The 15783-nt window shown below is 50.9% G+C and carries 15 protein-coding genes; 3 read left to right on the top strand and 12 right to left on the bottom strand.

Going from position 1 to position 15783, the window contains the following annotated elements; genetic code table 11:
* Positions 1-21 precede the first annotated feature (21 nt).
* The 12 genes from atpA to ravA form a co-directional block, all read right to left on the bottom strand.
* Positions 22-1563 carry a F0F1 ATP synthase subunit alpha gene (gene atpA, locus ACMHLI_RS13560; protein WP_056775956.1) on the bottom strand — a complete coding sequence of 514 codons (1542 nt, stop codon included), beginning with the start codon at positions 1561-1563 and terminating at the stop codon, positions 22-24.
* 12 nt (positions 1564-1575) lie between these two features.
* The gene (atpH, locus tag ACMHLI_RS13555) at positions 1576-2109 is read right to left on the bottom strand and encodes a F0F1 ATP synthase subunit delta (RefSeq protein ID WP_112165419.1); all 534 of its coding nucleotides are present in this window, start codon (positions 2107-2109) and stop codon (positions 1576-1578) included.
* A 14-nt stretch (positions 2110-2123) separates the two neighbouring features.
* Positions 2124-2594 carry a F0F1 ATP synthase subunit B gene (atpF, locus tag ACMHLI_RS13550; protein ID WP_056775959.1) on the bottom strand — a complete coding sequence of 157 codons (471 nt, stop codon included), beginning with the start codon at positions 2592-2594 and terminating at the stop codon, positions 2124-2126.
* Positions 2595-2659: 65 nt separating this feature from the next.
* Entirely contained in the window at positions 2660-2899 is a 240-nt protein-coding gene (gene atpE / locus ACMHLI_RS13545; protein ID WP_004093904.1) for a F0F1 ATP synthase subunit C, read from the bottom strand.
* A 50-nt stretch (positions 2900-2949) separates the two neighbouring features.
* Positions 2950-3732 carry a F0F1 ATP synthase subunit A gene (gene atpB / locus ACMHLI_RS13540; protein ID WP_413529925.1) on the bottom strand — a complete coding sequence of 261 codons (783 nt, stop codon included), beginning with the start codon at positions 3730-3732 and terminating at the stop codon, positions 2950-2952.
* A gap of 22 nt (positions 3733-3754) precedes the next feature.
* Entirely contained in the window at positions 3755-4153 is a 399-nt protein-coding gene (gene atpI, locus ACMHLI_RS13535) for a F0F1 ATP synthase subunit I (protein ID WP_112165423.1), read from the bottom strand.
* A 648-nt stretch (positions 4154-4801) separates the two neighbouring features.
* Positions 4802-5422 carry a 16S rRNA (guanine(527)-N(7))-methyltransferase RsmG gene (gene rsmG / locus ACMHLI_RS13530; protein WP_413529924.1) on the bottom strand — a complete coding sequence of 207 codons (621 nt, stop codon included), beginning with the start codon at positions 5420-5422 and terminating at the stop codon, positions 4802-4804.
* Between the two features lie 132 nt (positions 5423-5554).
* The gene (mnmG, locus tag ACMHLI_RS13525; protein ID WP_413529923.1) at positions 5555-7444 is read right to left on the bottom strand and encodes a tRNA uridine-5-carboxymethylaminomethyl(34) synthesis enzyme MnmG; all 1890 of its coding nucleotides are present in this window, start codon (positions 7442-7444) and stop codon (positions 5555-5557) included.
* Between the two features lie 379 nt (positions 7445-7823).
* The gene (gene mioC, locus ACMHLI_RS13520) at positions 7824-8267 is read right to left on the bottom strand and encodes an FMN-binding protein MioC (RefSeq protein WP_112165429.1); all 444 of its coding nucleotides are present in this window, start codon (positions 8265-8267) and stop codon (positions 7824-7826) included.
* A gap of 88 nt (positions 8268-8355) precedes the next feature.
* Positions 8356-8817, bottom strand: a complete 462-nt coding sequence (gene asnC, locus ACMHLI_RS13515; protein ID WP_056775967.1) for a transcriptional regulator AsnC — start codon at positions 8815-8817, stop codon at positions 8356-8358.
* 20 nt (positions 8818-8837) lie between these two features.
* Positions 8838-10307: an ATPase RavA stimulator ViaA gene (viaA, locus tag ACMHLI_RS13510; protein ID WP_413529922.1), complete on the bottom strand. Its 1470-nt coding sequence runs from the start codon at positions 10305-10307 to the stop codon at positions 8838-8840.
* Between the two features lie 2 nt (positions 10308-10309).
* Complete coding sequence (gene ravA / locus ACMHLI_RS13505; RefSeq protein ID WP_413529921.1) at positions 10310-11818, bottom strand: ATPase RavA; 1509 nt, start codon at positions 11816-11818, stop codon at positions 10310-10312.
* 267 nt (positions 11819-12085) lie between these two features.
* Between ravA and kup the strand changes: the two genes are divergently transcribed.
* The 3 genes from kup to rbsA all read left to right on the top strand — a co-directional run.
* On the top strand, positions 12086-13954 hold the full coding sequence (kup, locus tag ACMHLI_RS13500) for a low affinity potassium transporter Kup (protein WP_112165435.1): 1869 nt from the start codon (positions 12086-12088) through the stop codon (positions 13952-13954).
* 214 nt (positions 13955-14168) lie between these two features.
* On the top strand, positions 14169-14588 hold the full coding sequence (gene rbsD, locus ACMHLI_RS13495) for a D-ribose pyranase (protein WP_413529920.1): 420 nt from the start codon (positions 14169-14171) through the stop codon (positions 14586-14588).
* Positions 14589-14595: 7 nt separating this feature from the next.
* Positions 14596-15783 (top strand): ribose ABC transporter ATP-binding protein RbsA (gene rbsA / locus ACMHLI_RS13490; RefSeq protein ID WP_413529919.1); only part of this gene is annotated, 1188 nt, incomplete at its 3' end.

The following is a 15783-nucleotide window of genomic DNA, read 5'->3' as shown; positions in this document are numbered from 1 at the left end:
GGACAGCAAGGCCGCTTAGTGTTACCAGGACTGGGTTGCTTTGAAGGTATCGAGGATATTTTTGAATTTACCCTCGATCTCATCGTTATACGCACCAGTTTGGTTGATTTGCTGCAGAAGCTCGCCGTGCTCACGGTCGGCAAACGCCAACAGTGCCGCTTCGAAGCTACCGACTTTGGACAACTCAACGTCTTCCAGATAACCACGTTCTGCTGCGAAGATGATCAGAGACTGCGCCACGATTGACATCGGAGCGTATTGTTTCTGTTTCAGCAGCTCAGTCACTTTCTGACCGTGGTTCAGCTGTTTACGGGTTGCCTCATCCAGATCGGAAGCGAACTGGGAGAACGCAGCCAGTTCACGATACTGTGCCAGCGCGGTACGAATACCACCGGACAGTTTTTTCATGATCTTGGTCTGAGCAGCACCACCAACACGGGATACCGAGATACCCGGGTTAACCGCAGGACGAATACCGGCGTTAAACAGGTTGGATTCCAGGAAGATCTGACCATCAGTAATCGAGATTACGTTGGTTGGAACGAACGCGGAAACGTCGCCCGCTTGCGTTTCGATGATCGGAAGCGCAGTCAGGGAACCGGTTTTGCCTTTCACTTCACCCTTAGTGAATGCTTCAACGTATTCAGCGTTTACACGCGCAGCACGTTCCAGCAGACGGGAGTGGAGATAGAAAACGTCACCTGGGTAAGCTTCACGACCTGGTGGACGACGAAGCAGCAGGGAAATCTGACGGTAAGCAACAGCCTGTTTAGACAGGTCATCATAAACGATCAGTGCGTCTTCACCGCGGTCACGGAAGTATTCACCCATTGCGCAGCCGGAGTACGGTGCCAGGTATTGCAGTGCAGCAGATTCTGATGCAGTCGCAACAACAACGATGGTGTTCTCCAGTGCGCCGTGCTCTTCCAGTTTACGAACCACGTTAGAAATGGTGGACGCTTTCTGACCGATAGCCACATAGATACATTTGATGCCGGAATCGCGCTGGTTGATGATCGCATCGATCGCCAGAGCAGTTTTACCGGTTTGACGGTCACCGATGACCAGTTCACGCTGACCACGACCGATTGGGATCATGGCATCAACGGATTTGTAACCTGTCTGCACAGGCTGGTCTACGGATTGACGTTCGATAACGCCAGGTGCGATTGCTTCGACAGCTGAAAAGCCGTCATGCTCTACCGGACCTTTACCGTCGATTGGCGCACCCAGAGTGTTAACAACGCGACCTAACAGGCCACGGCCAACTGGAACTTCCAGGATACGGCCAGTACATTTTACTTTCATCCCTTCGGCGAGGTCAGCGTAAGGGCCCATAACAACAGCACCTACGGAGTCGCGCTCCAGGTTCAGGGCGATAGCGTAACGGTTACCCGGCAACGCAATCATTTCCCCTTGCATGACATCGGCTAAGCCGTGCACGCGGATGATCCCGTCACTGACGGAAACGATAGTACCTTCATTGTGAGCTTCGCTCACTACATTGAACTGAGCAATGCGCTGCTTTATCAGTTCGCTGATTTCGGTGGAATTCAGTTGCATGCTCCAGTCCCCTTAAGACTGCAAGACGTCTGCCAGGCGTTCAAGACGACTGCGAACGCTGCCATCAATCACCATATCACCTGCACGGATAATGACACCGGCAAGAACAGACTTGTCAATTTTGCAATTCAGCTTAACTTTGCGAGACAAACGTTTTTCCATAGCAGCAGCAATTTTTGCCTGCTGTTCTTCCGTCAGTGGACTTGCTGAAGTGACTTCAACCTCAGCACTAGCCTCCAGTGAGGCGCGCAGTTCGATGAACTGCTGCAACACTTCCGGAAGAACGCGTAAACGTCCATTTTCAGCCATAACCCTAATCAGGTTCTGGCCTGCGTCGTCGAGTTGTTCACCACATACGGCAATAAATGTCTTAGACAGCGTTTCTGGTGCTGTTGCACCGGAAAGCAGTTCTTCAATCATTTCATTGCGCGTGACTTCAGCCGTGAACGCTAACATAGACTGCCAGCGATCTAAGCTTTGGTGCTCAACGGCAAAGTCAAAAGCTGCTTTGGCGTAGGGGCGAGCTACAGTTACAAATTCAGACATCAGCCCCTCCCTCCTTACAGTTCAGCGACCAGTTTATCAACGATGTCGCTGTTAGCAGCTTCATCCACGGAACGTTCGATGATCTTCTCGGCGCCAGCAATGGCCAAAATCCCGACCTGTTTACGCAACTCTTCACGTGCACGTTGGCGTTCGGCGTCAATCTCTGCCTTAGCTTGCGCTACGATCTTGTTACGTTCCTGCTCGGCTTCGGTCTTCGCTTCGTCGACGATCTGTGCTTTACGCTTGTTCGCCTGGTCGATGATTACCTGAGCTTCAGCTTTGGCTTTCTTCAGTTGGTCGGTCGCATCGGCTTGCGCTAAGTCCAATTCTTTTTTGGCACGTTCTGCGGAAGACAAACCTTCAGAAATCTCTTTCTGACGTTTTTCGATGGCTGCCATAATCGGCGGCCATACGTACTTCATGCAGAACAGGACAAACAGGACAAACGCGATAGCCTGGCCGAGGATTGTTGCGTTAAGATTCACAGCACAATGCCTCTTTCAAAGTGAAATATTTGATGTAGTTCGTTTAACCGTGAGCAAGCTCAGAGTTAAGCGACAGCAAACATCACGTACAGACCCAGACCAACAGCAATCATTGGGATTGCATCGACCAGACCCATAACGATAAAGAACTGTGTACGCAACAGAGGGATCAGGTCAGGCTGACGTGCAGCACCTTCCAAAAATTTACCACCCAAGATGCCGATACCGATTGCAGCACCGATTGCCGCCAGGCCCATCATCACAGCGGCAGCCATGTACAGCAGATCCATACTCAGGTTTTCCATGACAGTCTCCAGTTTGTTTCAGTTAAAACGCAGTAGTGTTGAAAGAAAAATCAGTGTTTTTCAGATGCCATCGAGAGATAGACAATCGTCAGAACCATGAAGATAAAAGCTTGCAGCGTAATGATCAGGATGTGGAAAATGGCCCAAGGCACACTCAGGATCCACTGTGACCACCACGGCAGCAGGCCAGCAATAAGGATGAAGATCAACTCACCCGCATACATATTGCCAAACAGTCGCAGACCCAGTGAAACTGGTTTAGACAGCAGGCTGACACCCTCAAGAATCAGGTTAATCGGAATGAAAACCGGATGATTGAATGGCTGCATTGTCAGTTCTTTAACGAAACCGCCAATGCCTTTCATCTTAATGCTATAGAAAAGAATCAGAATGAATACGCCGAGCGCCATGGACAACGTGATATTCACGTCAGCCGTGGGTACAACACGCAGAGCAGGCAGACCAAGCCATTTTTCACCGATAGTCGGCAGCAAATCGATTGGCAGCAAATCCATCATGTTCATCATGAACACCCAGACGAAGACAGTCAGAGCCAAAGGCGCTATGACTTTGCTTTTGCCGTGATACATGTCACGCACGTTGCTATCGACGAAGCCCACAACCAGCTCGATGGCCGTTTGCAGTTTTCCCGGAACACCACTGGTGGCGTTTTTAGCGACGCGATGGAAGATAACCAGAAAGAGTACTCCGAGGAACACGGAGAAAAACATCGAATCGATGTTAATCGACCAGAATCCCGTCCCTATCTGAAGCTGAGTCAGATGGTGACCGATATACTCTTGTGGAGTAGAGATTTCTCCTGATGCAGACATGATGCCTCTTACCCTTTAGTAGTTAAGTACGGTAACTGTTAATGACGGCCGGTGCCAAAATCTGAGTCATCAACACCGATAAATAGGCCAACCCCAACGGAGCGAACGCCGCCTTAAACAGGCCAAGTGCGACAATCATTAAGATTATCGTAACCAGCACCTTCAGCGCCTCTCCGATAGCAAAGGACCAGGCAACCCGTCCAGAGACCGTTGTTTGCGCCTGATGGCGCCATGCAAACAGCATGAACAGTACATTTGGCAGCCAGGCGGCCAAACCACCCATAAGAGCCGAAGTGGTCCATTCCAGGCTTTTAAAGCCAAAGACTGCACTGAGCAGAACAAAGGTCAATAACTGCAGTAGTAACAGCTTTCTGGCAACCTTCACACTATGCGTACTGTGTAAAATACCGGATACAGACATGACGTTTGTTCTCTCCGTATCGAGTACCTAGCTGGAGGTATACTGAATGCCGTATATCACTGCCTTTACTGTTTTGAGTCAAGCAGCAAAAACCGAGCAAATTATACGGTGCACAGGAACGAATTCAATGGATAAGTAGCGAAAAGGTGAACAATTATTTAAATTTTCCTCTTCATCACTATTTTGATTACGAAACTATAGCTGAATTTGCCCTTTTTACTTTGCTGCGGTTATTTCATCACCCGACAAAGAAGCGTGCACTGGATCACATAATTAACGCGACCCTATTTATATACCCTGCACCGCTCGAATGTCTTTAGCTAAACCGGCCTTTTAAAAACGATATAAATCAATTTGTTAAGGAAAATGCGGTTGAGAAAACATCTTATTTAAAAATAGACATCATCCGATGATACAACTACCCAACAAATATCAACATTTTCATTACAAGTTGAATTTCATCGGCCTGGTGCCAGTTAAATTTCACAAGTGACTATCTCGGTGCGGATTAAAAATAAACGTCACCTAATTGCTAACAGTGTGTAAAAAAGAGGTGTTTGGTCGAAAGTCACCGTTATTTAATTAGCCTGCTCATTTTAACTCTGTTAACACACATACTTTTTAAGGATTATTTGATAATTCTCAACTTTAGTTTGCCCTGAGAATTATCAGATGACGTTCTCCGTCAAGTTCCGGAACCTGCAGTTTCACCACGCTTTCCAAAGTGATACCTGAAGGTAAGGTGGCAAGTTCATCATCAGGACATATACCTTTGAGGGCATAGAACCTGCCCTGCCCTTTCTTAGGCAGATGATGGCACCAGGACAACATGTCCTGCAGCGAGGCAAACGCACGGCTTATCACACCATCAAACGGCGGCTCAGGCTCAAACTCTTCCACACGGCTTTGTACAGGCTCGATGTTCTTCAGCCCCAGCTCATGCTGAACCTGACGCAGGAAGCGTACACGCTTGCCCAGACTGTCCAGCAATGTGAAATGCGAGTCCGGACGGACGATAGCCAGTGGTATGCCCGGTAAGCCGGGCCCCGTACCCACATCAATGAAACGGCTGCCCTGCAAATGCTCATTTACTACGATACTGTCCAGAATATGGCGCACGAGCATTTGCATTGGATCGCGCACCGACGTCAGGTTATAGGCTTTGTTCCACTTATGCAGCAGTTCAACATAGGCAATCAGTTGGTGTTTTTGCTGATCGGGTAACGCTATTCCTGCCGCAGCAAGCAGCGAGTCCAGTTTATTTTGCACAGTGAAAATCCTCTGACAGAGTCGATATTCCGGGAACAGCCCGGTGGGGGAATGATAAAGCAGCCAAAAAGGCGGGGAAAGCGAGAAATGACCGCCGCCTTGGGATCAAAGGGCGGTCATCAGAGATGTTATTCAGGCGCTACGGCGCAGCAAACCTTGTTTTTTAAGCCAGATCAGCAGAATTGAGATGGCCGCCGGTGTGATACCGGAGATCCGCGAAGCCTGACCGATCGACGTCGGCTTGTGATCGTTTAACTTGGCGATCACTTCGTTCGACAGACTGTTCACCTGACGGTAATCCAGATCTGCTGGCAACAAAGTATTTTCATTGCGCAGCTGTTTGTCGATCTCTTCCTGCTGACGTGCAATGTAGCCTTCGTACTTGATTTGAATCTCAACCTGTTCAGCGGCCTGTATATCTGGCACGCCCGGCGCAAATGGAGACAATGTGGTGATCAGCGCATACGTCATTTCAGGCCGACGCAGCAACTCTTCAGCATTGGCCTCTTTTGAGAGCGGCGCGGAAAGGTGTGTGTTGATTTCACTGACCTGTGCGTGATGAGGATTGACCCAGATCCCGCGCAGACGCTGACGTTCCTGCTCGATCATCTCCAGCTTCTGATTAAAGCGTGCCCAGCGGGCATCATCGACCAGACCTAATTCACGCCCTTTTTCCGTCAGACGTAAATCGGCGTTATCTTCACGCAGCATCAGACGATATTCAGCACGCGAGGTAAACATGCGGTACGGTTCTTTGGTACCCAAAGTACACAAGTCATCTACCAGCACCCCCAGATAAGCCTGATCACGGCGTGGCGCCCAGCCTTCATCGTCGGTGGCGCTGCGTGCGGCGTTCATACCTGCCAGCAGGCCCTGTGCCGCGGCTTCTTCGTAGCCGGTTGTGCCATTGATTTGTCCGGCAAAGAACAGACCAGCGATAAATTTGCTTTCCAGCGTCGGTTTCAAATCCCGCGGATCAAAGAAATCATATTCGATGGCATAGCCGGGACGAACGATCACCGCATTTTCCATCCCCTGCATGGAACGTACGATCTGCATCTGTACATCAAACGGCAAGCTGGTTGAAATCCCGTTTGGATAGACTTCGTTGCTGGTCAGGCCTTCCGGTTCGAGGAAGATCTGATGAGAATTGCGATCGGCAAACCGCATGACTTTATCTTCGATCGACGGACAATAACGCGGGCCGATCCCTTCAATGATCCCGGCATACATCGGGCTGCGATCCAGATTATTGCGGATCACATCATGCGTTTTTTCGTTGGTATAGGTCATGTAACACGGGATTTGACGCGGATGTTGCGACGCGTTACCCATGAAAGAGAATACCGGAGCCGGGTTATCGCCGTGCTGTTGAGCCAGCACGCTGAAATCAATAGAGCGGGCATCGATACGAGGCGGTGTACCTGTTTTAAGACGGTTCACACGTAACGGTAATTCACGCAGACGCTGTGAAAGGGAGATAGCTGGAGGATCACCTGCACGGCCGCCGCTGTAGTTTTCAAGGCCAATGTGGATCTTCCCGTCCAGGAAGGTCCCAACGGTCAGTACTACCGTTTTGGCGCGGAATTTCAGCCCCATTTTTGTCACAGCACCAACAACGCGATCGTTTTCCACGATAAGATCTTCGACTGACTGCTGGAAGATCATCAGGTTCGGCTGATTCTCTAAGGCAGTACGAACTGCCTGACGGTAAAGTACACGGTCAGCCTGAGCACGGGTTGCCCGTACGGCAGGGCCTTTGCTCGCGTTTAGTATCCTAAACTGAATGCCCGCATGGTCGATAGCTGTGGCCATCAGTCCGCCGAGTGCGTCCACTTCTTTTACCAGATGTCCCTTCCCGATCCCGCCAATCGCCGGGTTACACGACATCTGTCCCAGCGTGTCGATATTGTGGGTTAATAATAAGGTCCGACGTCCCATGCGTGCAGATGCCATGGCAGCTTCAGTACCTGCATGACCTCCACCGATGATAATGACGTCAAATTGATCCGGATAAAACATGCGACTGCACCTCAGCGTTCAAGCGAACTTTCTTTGTATGGCGTTGGGAGGAGGGATTCTACTCAAGTTTAGATCTTCCACAAGCCCCGAAGGATCTTCCCTAATTAAAAGAAGATCTTTTTTATTTAAAGATCTCTTATTAATACTTCTATTAGGATCGCGATCCTCTGTGCATAAGTCATTTTTATCAATGAAGATCAATATGCTAAGAAGGATCGTATGCTGTGAATGATCGGTGATCCTGGACAGTATAAGCTGGGATCAAAATTGAGAGTTATGCACAGCCTGAAAAGCGTACAGCAGTTGTTAGAGGGATAACTACCGGTTTTACACTGCTTTAAAGCATAGTTATCCACATCTGATCGCCTGAAATTTACACTTATTTGAGTAAATTAATCCAGTTGATCACCCAAACCTCTGCGGGATCCTCAGGAATTTCATGCTGAGTCACGTCGATCTCAAGTCGATCGCCGATCCGTTTGGCGCCTAATGACGTCAGTTTCTGATCGAGAGAATTGATTGCGCCACAGAAAGTGTCATATTCGCTGCTGCCTAAACCTAAGGCACCAAAACGAACTTTTGATAGATCCGGTTGCTGATCTTCCAGCTGTTCCAGGAAGGGTTGCAAGTTATCAGGCAACTCCCCTGCACCGTGTGTGGAGCACACCACCAGCCAGATCCCTTCTAAAGGGACTTCATACAGTTCCGGGCCATGAAACATCTGTGTAGAGAAACCGGCTTCTTCCAGCTTCTCTGCCACGTGTTCAGCAACATATTCGGCACTGCCAAGTGTACTTCCACTGATCAGGGTTACGTCAGACATAGAACTCTCACCCGAGAAAAGGAAGACATTGTACGCTGTGAATGAGCTGGGATCTACCTGTGGATAATAGGGGTATAGAATTCAGTGCTCAGGGCTGGATAGTGCGTGTGATGGGGTTCTGCAGGGAAATCAGAGTCTCTGTTGATTGGATCTCATCGATGGTCTGGATCTTGTTGATAAGTACGTGTTGCAGAGAATCAATGGAGCGGCACATGATCTTAATGAAGATGCTGTAGTGGCCGGTGGTGTAATAGGCTTCAACCACTTCTTCGATACTTTCCAGTTTTTTAAGGGCAGACGGATAGTCCTTGGCGCTTTTCAATATGATGCCAATAAAGCAGCAAACGTCGTAACCGAGTTGCTTAGGATTCACGGTGATGTGCGCACCCGTAATGATTCCAGCCTGCTTCATCTTTTCGACGCGAACGTGAATGGTGCCGGGGCTGACTGTGAAGACTTTGGCAAGTTCGGCGTAAGGTGTTCTGGCGTTGTCCATCAACGCATTGAGGATCCCGCGATCCAACTCGTCGAGCTGATAGATTTCAGACATAGTGTTCTTTCTCTTTAAGGTTAATTTCTTTGCCAGCGGCGTTGTACACGGCTTTTCACACCGGTATCAAAGCGCCAGATATGATCGAAAATACGCAGGATCCCGGGCTTGCCATAATGCGACATCGCCAGCGCATGGAAGCGGTGCTGCTTCTCCCGCTGAAGCATTTTGACCTTCTTCTGTACCTCGTCAGGCAGCCGCTGAGCGATGAAATCGGAGATCACCACTGCGTCGGCGTCATGCCACTCCGGTGAGGCCAGTTTGTCCAAGGTAGCATTCAGGCAGGCCGCCAAATCGGTGCCGCCGCGAAAATGCTGCCCGAGAAAACGCAATGCCTGATCCAGTCCACCGGCGGACGTCAGTTCATAATGGATCACTTCGCTGGCAAACAACATGATGTAACAGCGACGGTTATCGGCCAGGGCGATCTTCAGCAGCGCCAGGCAAAAGGCTTTCGCACACTGTTCATTGAATCCCCCCATCGAGCCGGAGGTATCCACACACACCACAAACGGGCCACGGGGCTGCGGTTCCTGTTGCTGATACACCACCGGACGCTTTACCACTTTTTCGCGCCAGACGTCGCCCTGCAGACGATAGGTCATCAGCCTTTTTTCCAGTAACCGGCGGTAAAATTCATATTCGAGCTCAGGAATTCCCAGCGTACCCAGTTCGGTTGGCATCAGCCGCAGGATATCGTCACTCTGGTGAATGCCATTCACTTCCTCCGGTACTGTCGCAGGTTCGCGGACCATCAGCCGATGCGTTTCCATTTTGGCATCTTCATGCGGGCTGGTTTTTACCGTCTGGCTGCGCCCCAGCTGCTCTGCCAGCTGAACCAGCTCAGGCTGTTGTTGCAGGAAAGCACCAAAGCGGGCCAGCGACTGGATATCTCCGCGCAGACGCTTTCCTTTACTCATATCCCAAAGACGTCCCGCTGCGGTATCGTTCTCTGCTAATAAAGGAGACAACTCGCTGCTCAGTTCAAGACGCTGAAGTAACTCCTCCTGCAATTTCTCCTGTTCCTGCTCCAGTAACTGGTGATGAACGTTCACCGTCTGGAATGTCAGGTTCAGGCGCCAGCGCTGGAGGAAGAGAGTCTGAAAACAGTTGCCGGTTCGCGCCGTTCGCGATTCCTCATAGTTCTCGAATAATGTACGGGCCTCGGTAGTAAAAGGAGAGTTCAGTCGGAACAGCTCATCAATCAGCTCCGGCAGCCCGGTCTGAAAGGTGGTGATATCGGTCTGCTGACAGCGCTGGTAAAGGTAGAATTCTTTCGCCAGATCGGGGGGGACCGGCGTTTCATGGATCCTCTGGCGCAGCCGCAGCTTCCATTCGGGAAGATCTTTGGTCAGCGCGCGTTTGAGGCGGGGAAATTTCTCAAAGAAGACGGCCAGCGCGGGGGCGGCCAGTAATCCGACGATCAGTTCCTCGATCAGTTCGGCTTCGCTGATTGCCAGCAGCAGATCCAGAGATTCCAGGCTGAACATTGTTAGTGTCCGCTGAACGTCTGCTGCTGATGGCGCAGCTGTTCGGTGACCTGCAGCAGGCTGGCTTCGATTTTCGCCATCCATTGCGCCGGAACAAACAGGCAGTTTTGCTGCTGGCCAAATTCATGCCGCTGCTGGGCGAGTTTTGCGCTCAGATCGCTCAGCGTATTCTTCATCTCGTCGGGAACGGCGATATGTTCGTTGCCTGGCAGAGTCAGCGGCGTGCTCTGGCGACTGACATCCAGCACCAGCAGCTGCTGTTTATCATCAATCTCTGCATCGATGGTTTGCGCAAAGCCGATGCCGTTCAGTTTAGCTTTCAGAACGCCGCCTTTATTCAGCCATTCTTCCAGCGTGATACGGTCGAAGAGCAAATGCGTGACTTTGATTTCATGCAGGTGCAAAGGTGTTTGCAGTAACAACGTCAGGTGAGTGGCGGAAAGGCTGTCCGGCAAGCTGTGTTGTGGTTTGCGGCTGAACATCCCGGCTTTTTTGCTGAGCTTGACGGACTGACGCGAGCTTTGCTGCTGCTGGTACTGCATCCACTGCTGATCTAACTGCTGTATTTTCATCAGTAATGTTTGCTGCTGATAGGCCTGCTCGGTGATCAGCTGCTCGATTTGAGTTTGCAACAGCTGATACGTATTGAGGTCATGCCACAGGCAGTCTTTAAGCAGGATCAGATCAACAGGCGTAATGGTGTTTCGCCCGCTGAAGAACGCGCAGGCCTGCAACAGACGTAGCGCTTTTTTCCAGCGGCGATCTGAAACATAAGGTGCGGTGTCGAGTGCATCAAGACGCTGACGAAGCTGGAAAACCAGTTCAAAACACGCATCCGGCAGATTGACTTTATCAATCTCCGGCTGCCATTGTTGATACTCTTCATCGCTGATACTCAGTGATTCGGCCACAGGATTGGCGCTTTCGTTGGTACGGCTGGTCAGCAGTGAGCGGAAATTTTGTTTATCCTGTACCTTATCCAGCCACAGACGGATCAACATACGGTCGTATAACGCTTCCAGACTTCCGTCGGCTTCAGGGAGTTCGTTAGAGGCGCTGACCAGCAGGCGTAAAGGGATCGGCTCTTCGCGTTCGCCATTACGGAAACGGCGTTCGTTGATGGCGGTCAGCAAAGTATTGAGGATCGCAGGACCCGCTTTCCAGATTTCATCAAGGAAGACGATTTCAGCTTCCGGTAAGTAACCTTCGGTCAGACGCAGATATCGGCCTTCATCTTTCAGGGCCTGAATTGAGAGCGGGCCAAAGACTTCTTCCGGGGTGGAAAATCGCGTCATCAGATATTCAAAAGCACGTGCATGACGGAAGGCGAATTTTAAACGGCGCGCGATCAGGCTCTTTGCAATGCCCGGCGGGCCGAGCAGAAAAACGCTTTCGCCGCACAGTGCGGCCAGCAGGCATAAACGAATGGCGTCCTGTCGTTCGTACAAGCCATGTTCCAATGCGTTAGCAAGACGGGCGATCCGTTCTGCCAGAAGGGGAGATTGCGCCATACTGTCTCTTCCGGTTTCCATTTAGATATTGAATAGTGTACTGGCTCGCAGCGATAAGCCATGATTATTTTTCACTGTATAGCTTGTTGATTACTAAAAATTTTCTATTATCAGATTTGTGACCTCGTTCTTCTGAACGCCGGTTTAGCTGCACATTTAAGGGTAGGCAATCTGATTTATTCGTGCATACTGTGCGCCTTTTAGTGGGCATCATTGGACTGAGCGCACGCATCGCTTACGGATGTTCGAGCAAAAAAGAAACGAAATATGAGCACTGAACATAAACGGTCACTCCCAGCAGTAACCCTGGCCGCCATTGGTGTGGTCTATGGCGACATTGGTACCAGTCCTCTCTATACCTTAAGAGAGTGTTTTTCCGGACACTACGGTTTCAATGTTGAGCCTAGCGTTGTATTTGGTTTTCTCTCTCTGATTTTCTGGATGCTTATCCTTATTGTGTCGCTTAAGTACCTCACGTATGTGATGCGGGCGGACAATGCGGGGGAAGGCGGTATACTGACGCTGATGTCTTTGGCGGGCAGAAACACGTCGTCACGCACCACGGCGGTGCTGGTGATTCTTGGCCTGATCGGTGGTAGCTTTTTCTATGGCGAAGTGGTGATCACTCCGGCAATTTCGGTACTTTCCGCAATGGAAGGTCTGGAGATTGCAGCGCCGTCACTCGATCCTTATATCGTTCCTCTTTCTATTACTGTTCTGACGCTGCTTTTCATTATTCAGAAACACGGGACCGGTATCGTGGGCAAACTCTTCGCCCCGGTAATGCTGGTCTGGTTCCTGACGCTCGCCGTTCTGGGCGTTAACAGCATCATGCAGAACCCTGAAGTTTTACGCGCCATGAACCCAATGTGGGCGGTTAACTTCTTCATCGAACATAAATCCTTCTCCTTCCTGGCACTCGGCGCTGTCGTTCTGTCGATTACCGGTGTGGAAGCGTTGTATGCCGATATGGGGCACTTCGGGAAATTCCCGATCCGTCTGGCGTGGTTCACGGTGGTATTGCCGTCCCTGGTGCTCAATTACTTCGGTCAGGGCGCGTTGCTGCTGAAAAATCCGGAAGCGATTAAAAACCCCTTCTTCCTTCTGGCGCCTGACTGGGCGTTAATTCCGTTACTGGTATTAGCCACGTTAGCGACCATCATTGCCTCTCAGGCGGTGATTTCCGGTGTGTTCTCCCTGACGCGTCAGGCTGTGCGACTGGGTTATTTACCGCCGATGCGCATCATTCACACCTCGGAAATGGAAGCCGGTCAGATTTATATCCCGGCCATTAACTGGTTGCTGTATTTCGCAGTGGTGATTGTGATTGCCAGCTTTGAACATTCCAGCAATCTTGCCGCGGCGTACGGTATTGCGGTGACTGGTACGATGGTGCTCACCAGCATTCTTTCCTGCACGGTGGCGCTGAAAAACTGGCACTGGAAACCGTTCCTGGTAGGTATTTTGCTGATCGGTCTGCTGTTTATGGATATCCCGCTGTTTGCAGCGAACGCCACTAAGCTGTTCTCCGGCGGCTGGTTGCCGCTGACGCTTGGCCTGTGCATGTTTATCGTCATGACCACGTGGAAAAGCGAGCGTTTTCGTCTTATGCGCCGCATGAACGAACATGGGAATTCGCTGGAGGCAATGATCGCTTCGCTCGAGAAATCTCCGCCGGTTCGCGTTCCGGGAACTGCGGTATATATGTCGCGAGCCATCAACGTCATTCCGTTCGCATTGCTGCATAACCTCAAGCACAACAAGGTGCTGCATGAGCGTGTGGTCCTGCTGACGCTGCGAACGGAAGACGCGCCTTATGTACACAACGTCCGGCGTGTCACTATCGAGCAGCTGTCACCGACGTTCTGGCGCGTGGTGGCAAGTTACGGATTTAAAGAAACACCGAACGTGGAAGAAATTTTCCACCGCTGTGGTCTGGAAGGTTTGCCGTGCCGGATGATGGAAACGTCGTTCTTCATGTCGCATGAATCGCTGATCCTGACCAAGCGTCCCTGGTATCTCTACTTCCGTGGCAAGCTGTTCATGGCGCTCAGTCGTAACGCCTTGCGCGCACCGGACCAGTTTGAGATCCCGCCCAACCGCGTTATCGAACTGGGTACGCAGGTGGAAATTTAATCCTGCTTTTTGCCGCTCACAGGGTACCTTCGGGTACCCTGTTTTGTTTGTATCTTCTCCTTTGTGAAATGACTAACTCAAATTGCCTCCCGATTTCTGAATCATTCAGCGAAACGTTTCGACGTTGATCACAATTCCATCACATCTTCGTTGCCTTGTGCGGCCAGTCTCATAAACTCATTGGTGAGCGAAACGTTTCGCTGTAGGAGTCAAAATGAAGAAGTCACCGCTGTTAAATGCCGAAATCTCAACTGTTATTGCCCGGTTAGGTCATACCGATCAGCTGGTTATTGGCGATGCCGGACTTCCGGTGCCAGCAGCTTGCCAGCGCATCGATCTGGCGCTAACCCAGGGAGTTCCCACCTTTTTACAAGTCTTAGAGGTAGTGACACACGAGATGCAGGTTGAGCGGGCTATCCTCGCAGAGGAAATCCTCATTAAAAATCCTCAACTCCATGAAGCGTTACTCGCCCGATTGACACAACTCGAACAACACCAGGGAAACACCATTGCTTTGGATTACGTCAGTCATGAGGCATTCAAAGCGCAAACCGAAAAAAGTCGGGCTGTCATCCGCAGCGGGGAATGTTCGCCGTATGCGAATGTGATCCTGTGTGCCGGCGTAACCTTCTGAGGCCTTTATGCAACCTTTGCTGCAACTAACAGGGATTGATAAAGCCTTCCCCGGCGTAAAAGCACTTTCCGGCGCGGCGCTCAGCGTTTATCCGGGACGTGTCATGGCGCTGGTGGGTGAAAACGGCGCGGGTAAATCCACGATGATGAAAGTGCTGACCGGCATCTACCAAAAAGATGCCGGCTCAGTGCATTTCCTCGGCAAGGAAACCGCGTTCAGTGGCCCGAAAGCTTCGCAGGAAGCGGGGATCGGCATCATCCATCAGGAACTTAACCTGATCCCTCAGCTGACTATCGCTGAAAACATTTTTCTCGGCCGTGAGTTTGTAAACGGTTTTGGCCGTATCAACTGGAAAAAGATGTATGCCGAAGCGGACAAACTCCTGGCCCGTCTGAATCTGCGCTACAAAAGCGATCGTCTGGTCGGTGAACTATCGATTGGCGATCAGCAGATGGTCGAAATCGCCAAAGTGCTGAGCTTTGAATCCAAAGTCATCATCATGGATGAACCGACGGATGCGCTGACCGATACTGAAACCGCCTCCCTGTTTAGCGTTATTCGCGAACTGAAGGCGGCCGGCTGCGGCGTGGTGTACATCTCGCACCGCATGAAAGAAATTTTTGAGATCTGCGATGACGTCACCGTATTCCGTGACGGGCAGTTTATCGCCGAGCGTCCGGTCAGCGAGCTGGAAGAAGACACCCTAATCGAAATGATGGTTGGCCGTCGTCTGGAAGAGCAGTATCCGCGTATTGTTCACGAGCGCGGTGCACTGCGCTTGCAGGTTCGCGATGTCTGCGGGCCGGGCGTGGATAACGTCAGTTTTGATTTGCACAGCGGCGAGATCCTCGGGGTGTCCGGGCTGATGGGTGCCGGTCGCACCGAACTGATGAAAATCCTCTACGGCGCGCTGCCGCGTAAAAGTGGATACGTTTCTCTTGATGGCCGCGAAGTGGTGACTCACTCACCGCAGGACGGTCTGGCGAACGGTATCGTTTATATCTCCGAAGATCGTAAACGCGATGGCTTAGTGCTCGGGATGTCGGTGAAAGAAAATATGTCGCTGACCGCACTGCGTTATTTTAGCCACGGCGGGGGACGCCTCAAGCATGCGGATGAACAACAGGCCGTCGGCGACTTCATCCGTCTCTTCAATATTAAAACGCCATCGATGATGCAGCCGATTGGTTTGCTC

Origin of the sequence: Rahnella inusitata (assembly GCF_965118895.1) — a bacterium.
Lineage (GTDB): Bacteria > Pseudomonadota > Gammaproteobacteria > Enterobacterales > Enterobacteriaceae > Rahnella > Rahnella inusitata_A.
Note: the sequence above shows the minus strand (reverse complement) of the source record. Positions and strands in the feature narration are given on the sequence as shown.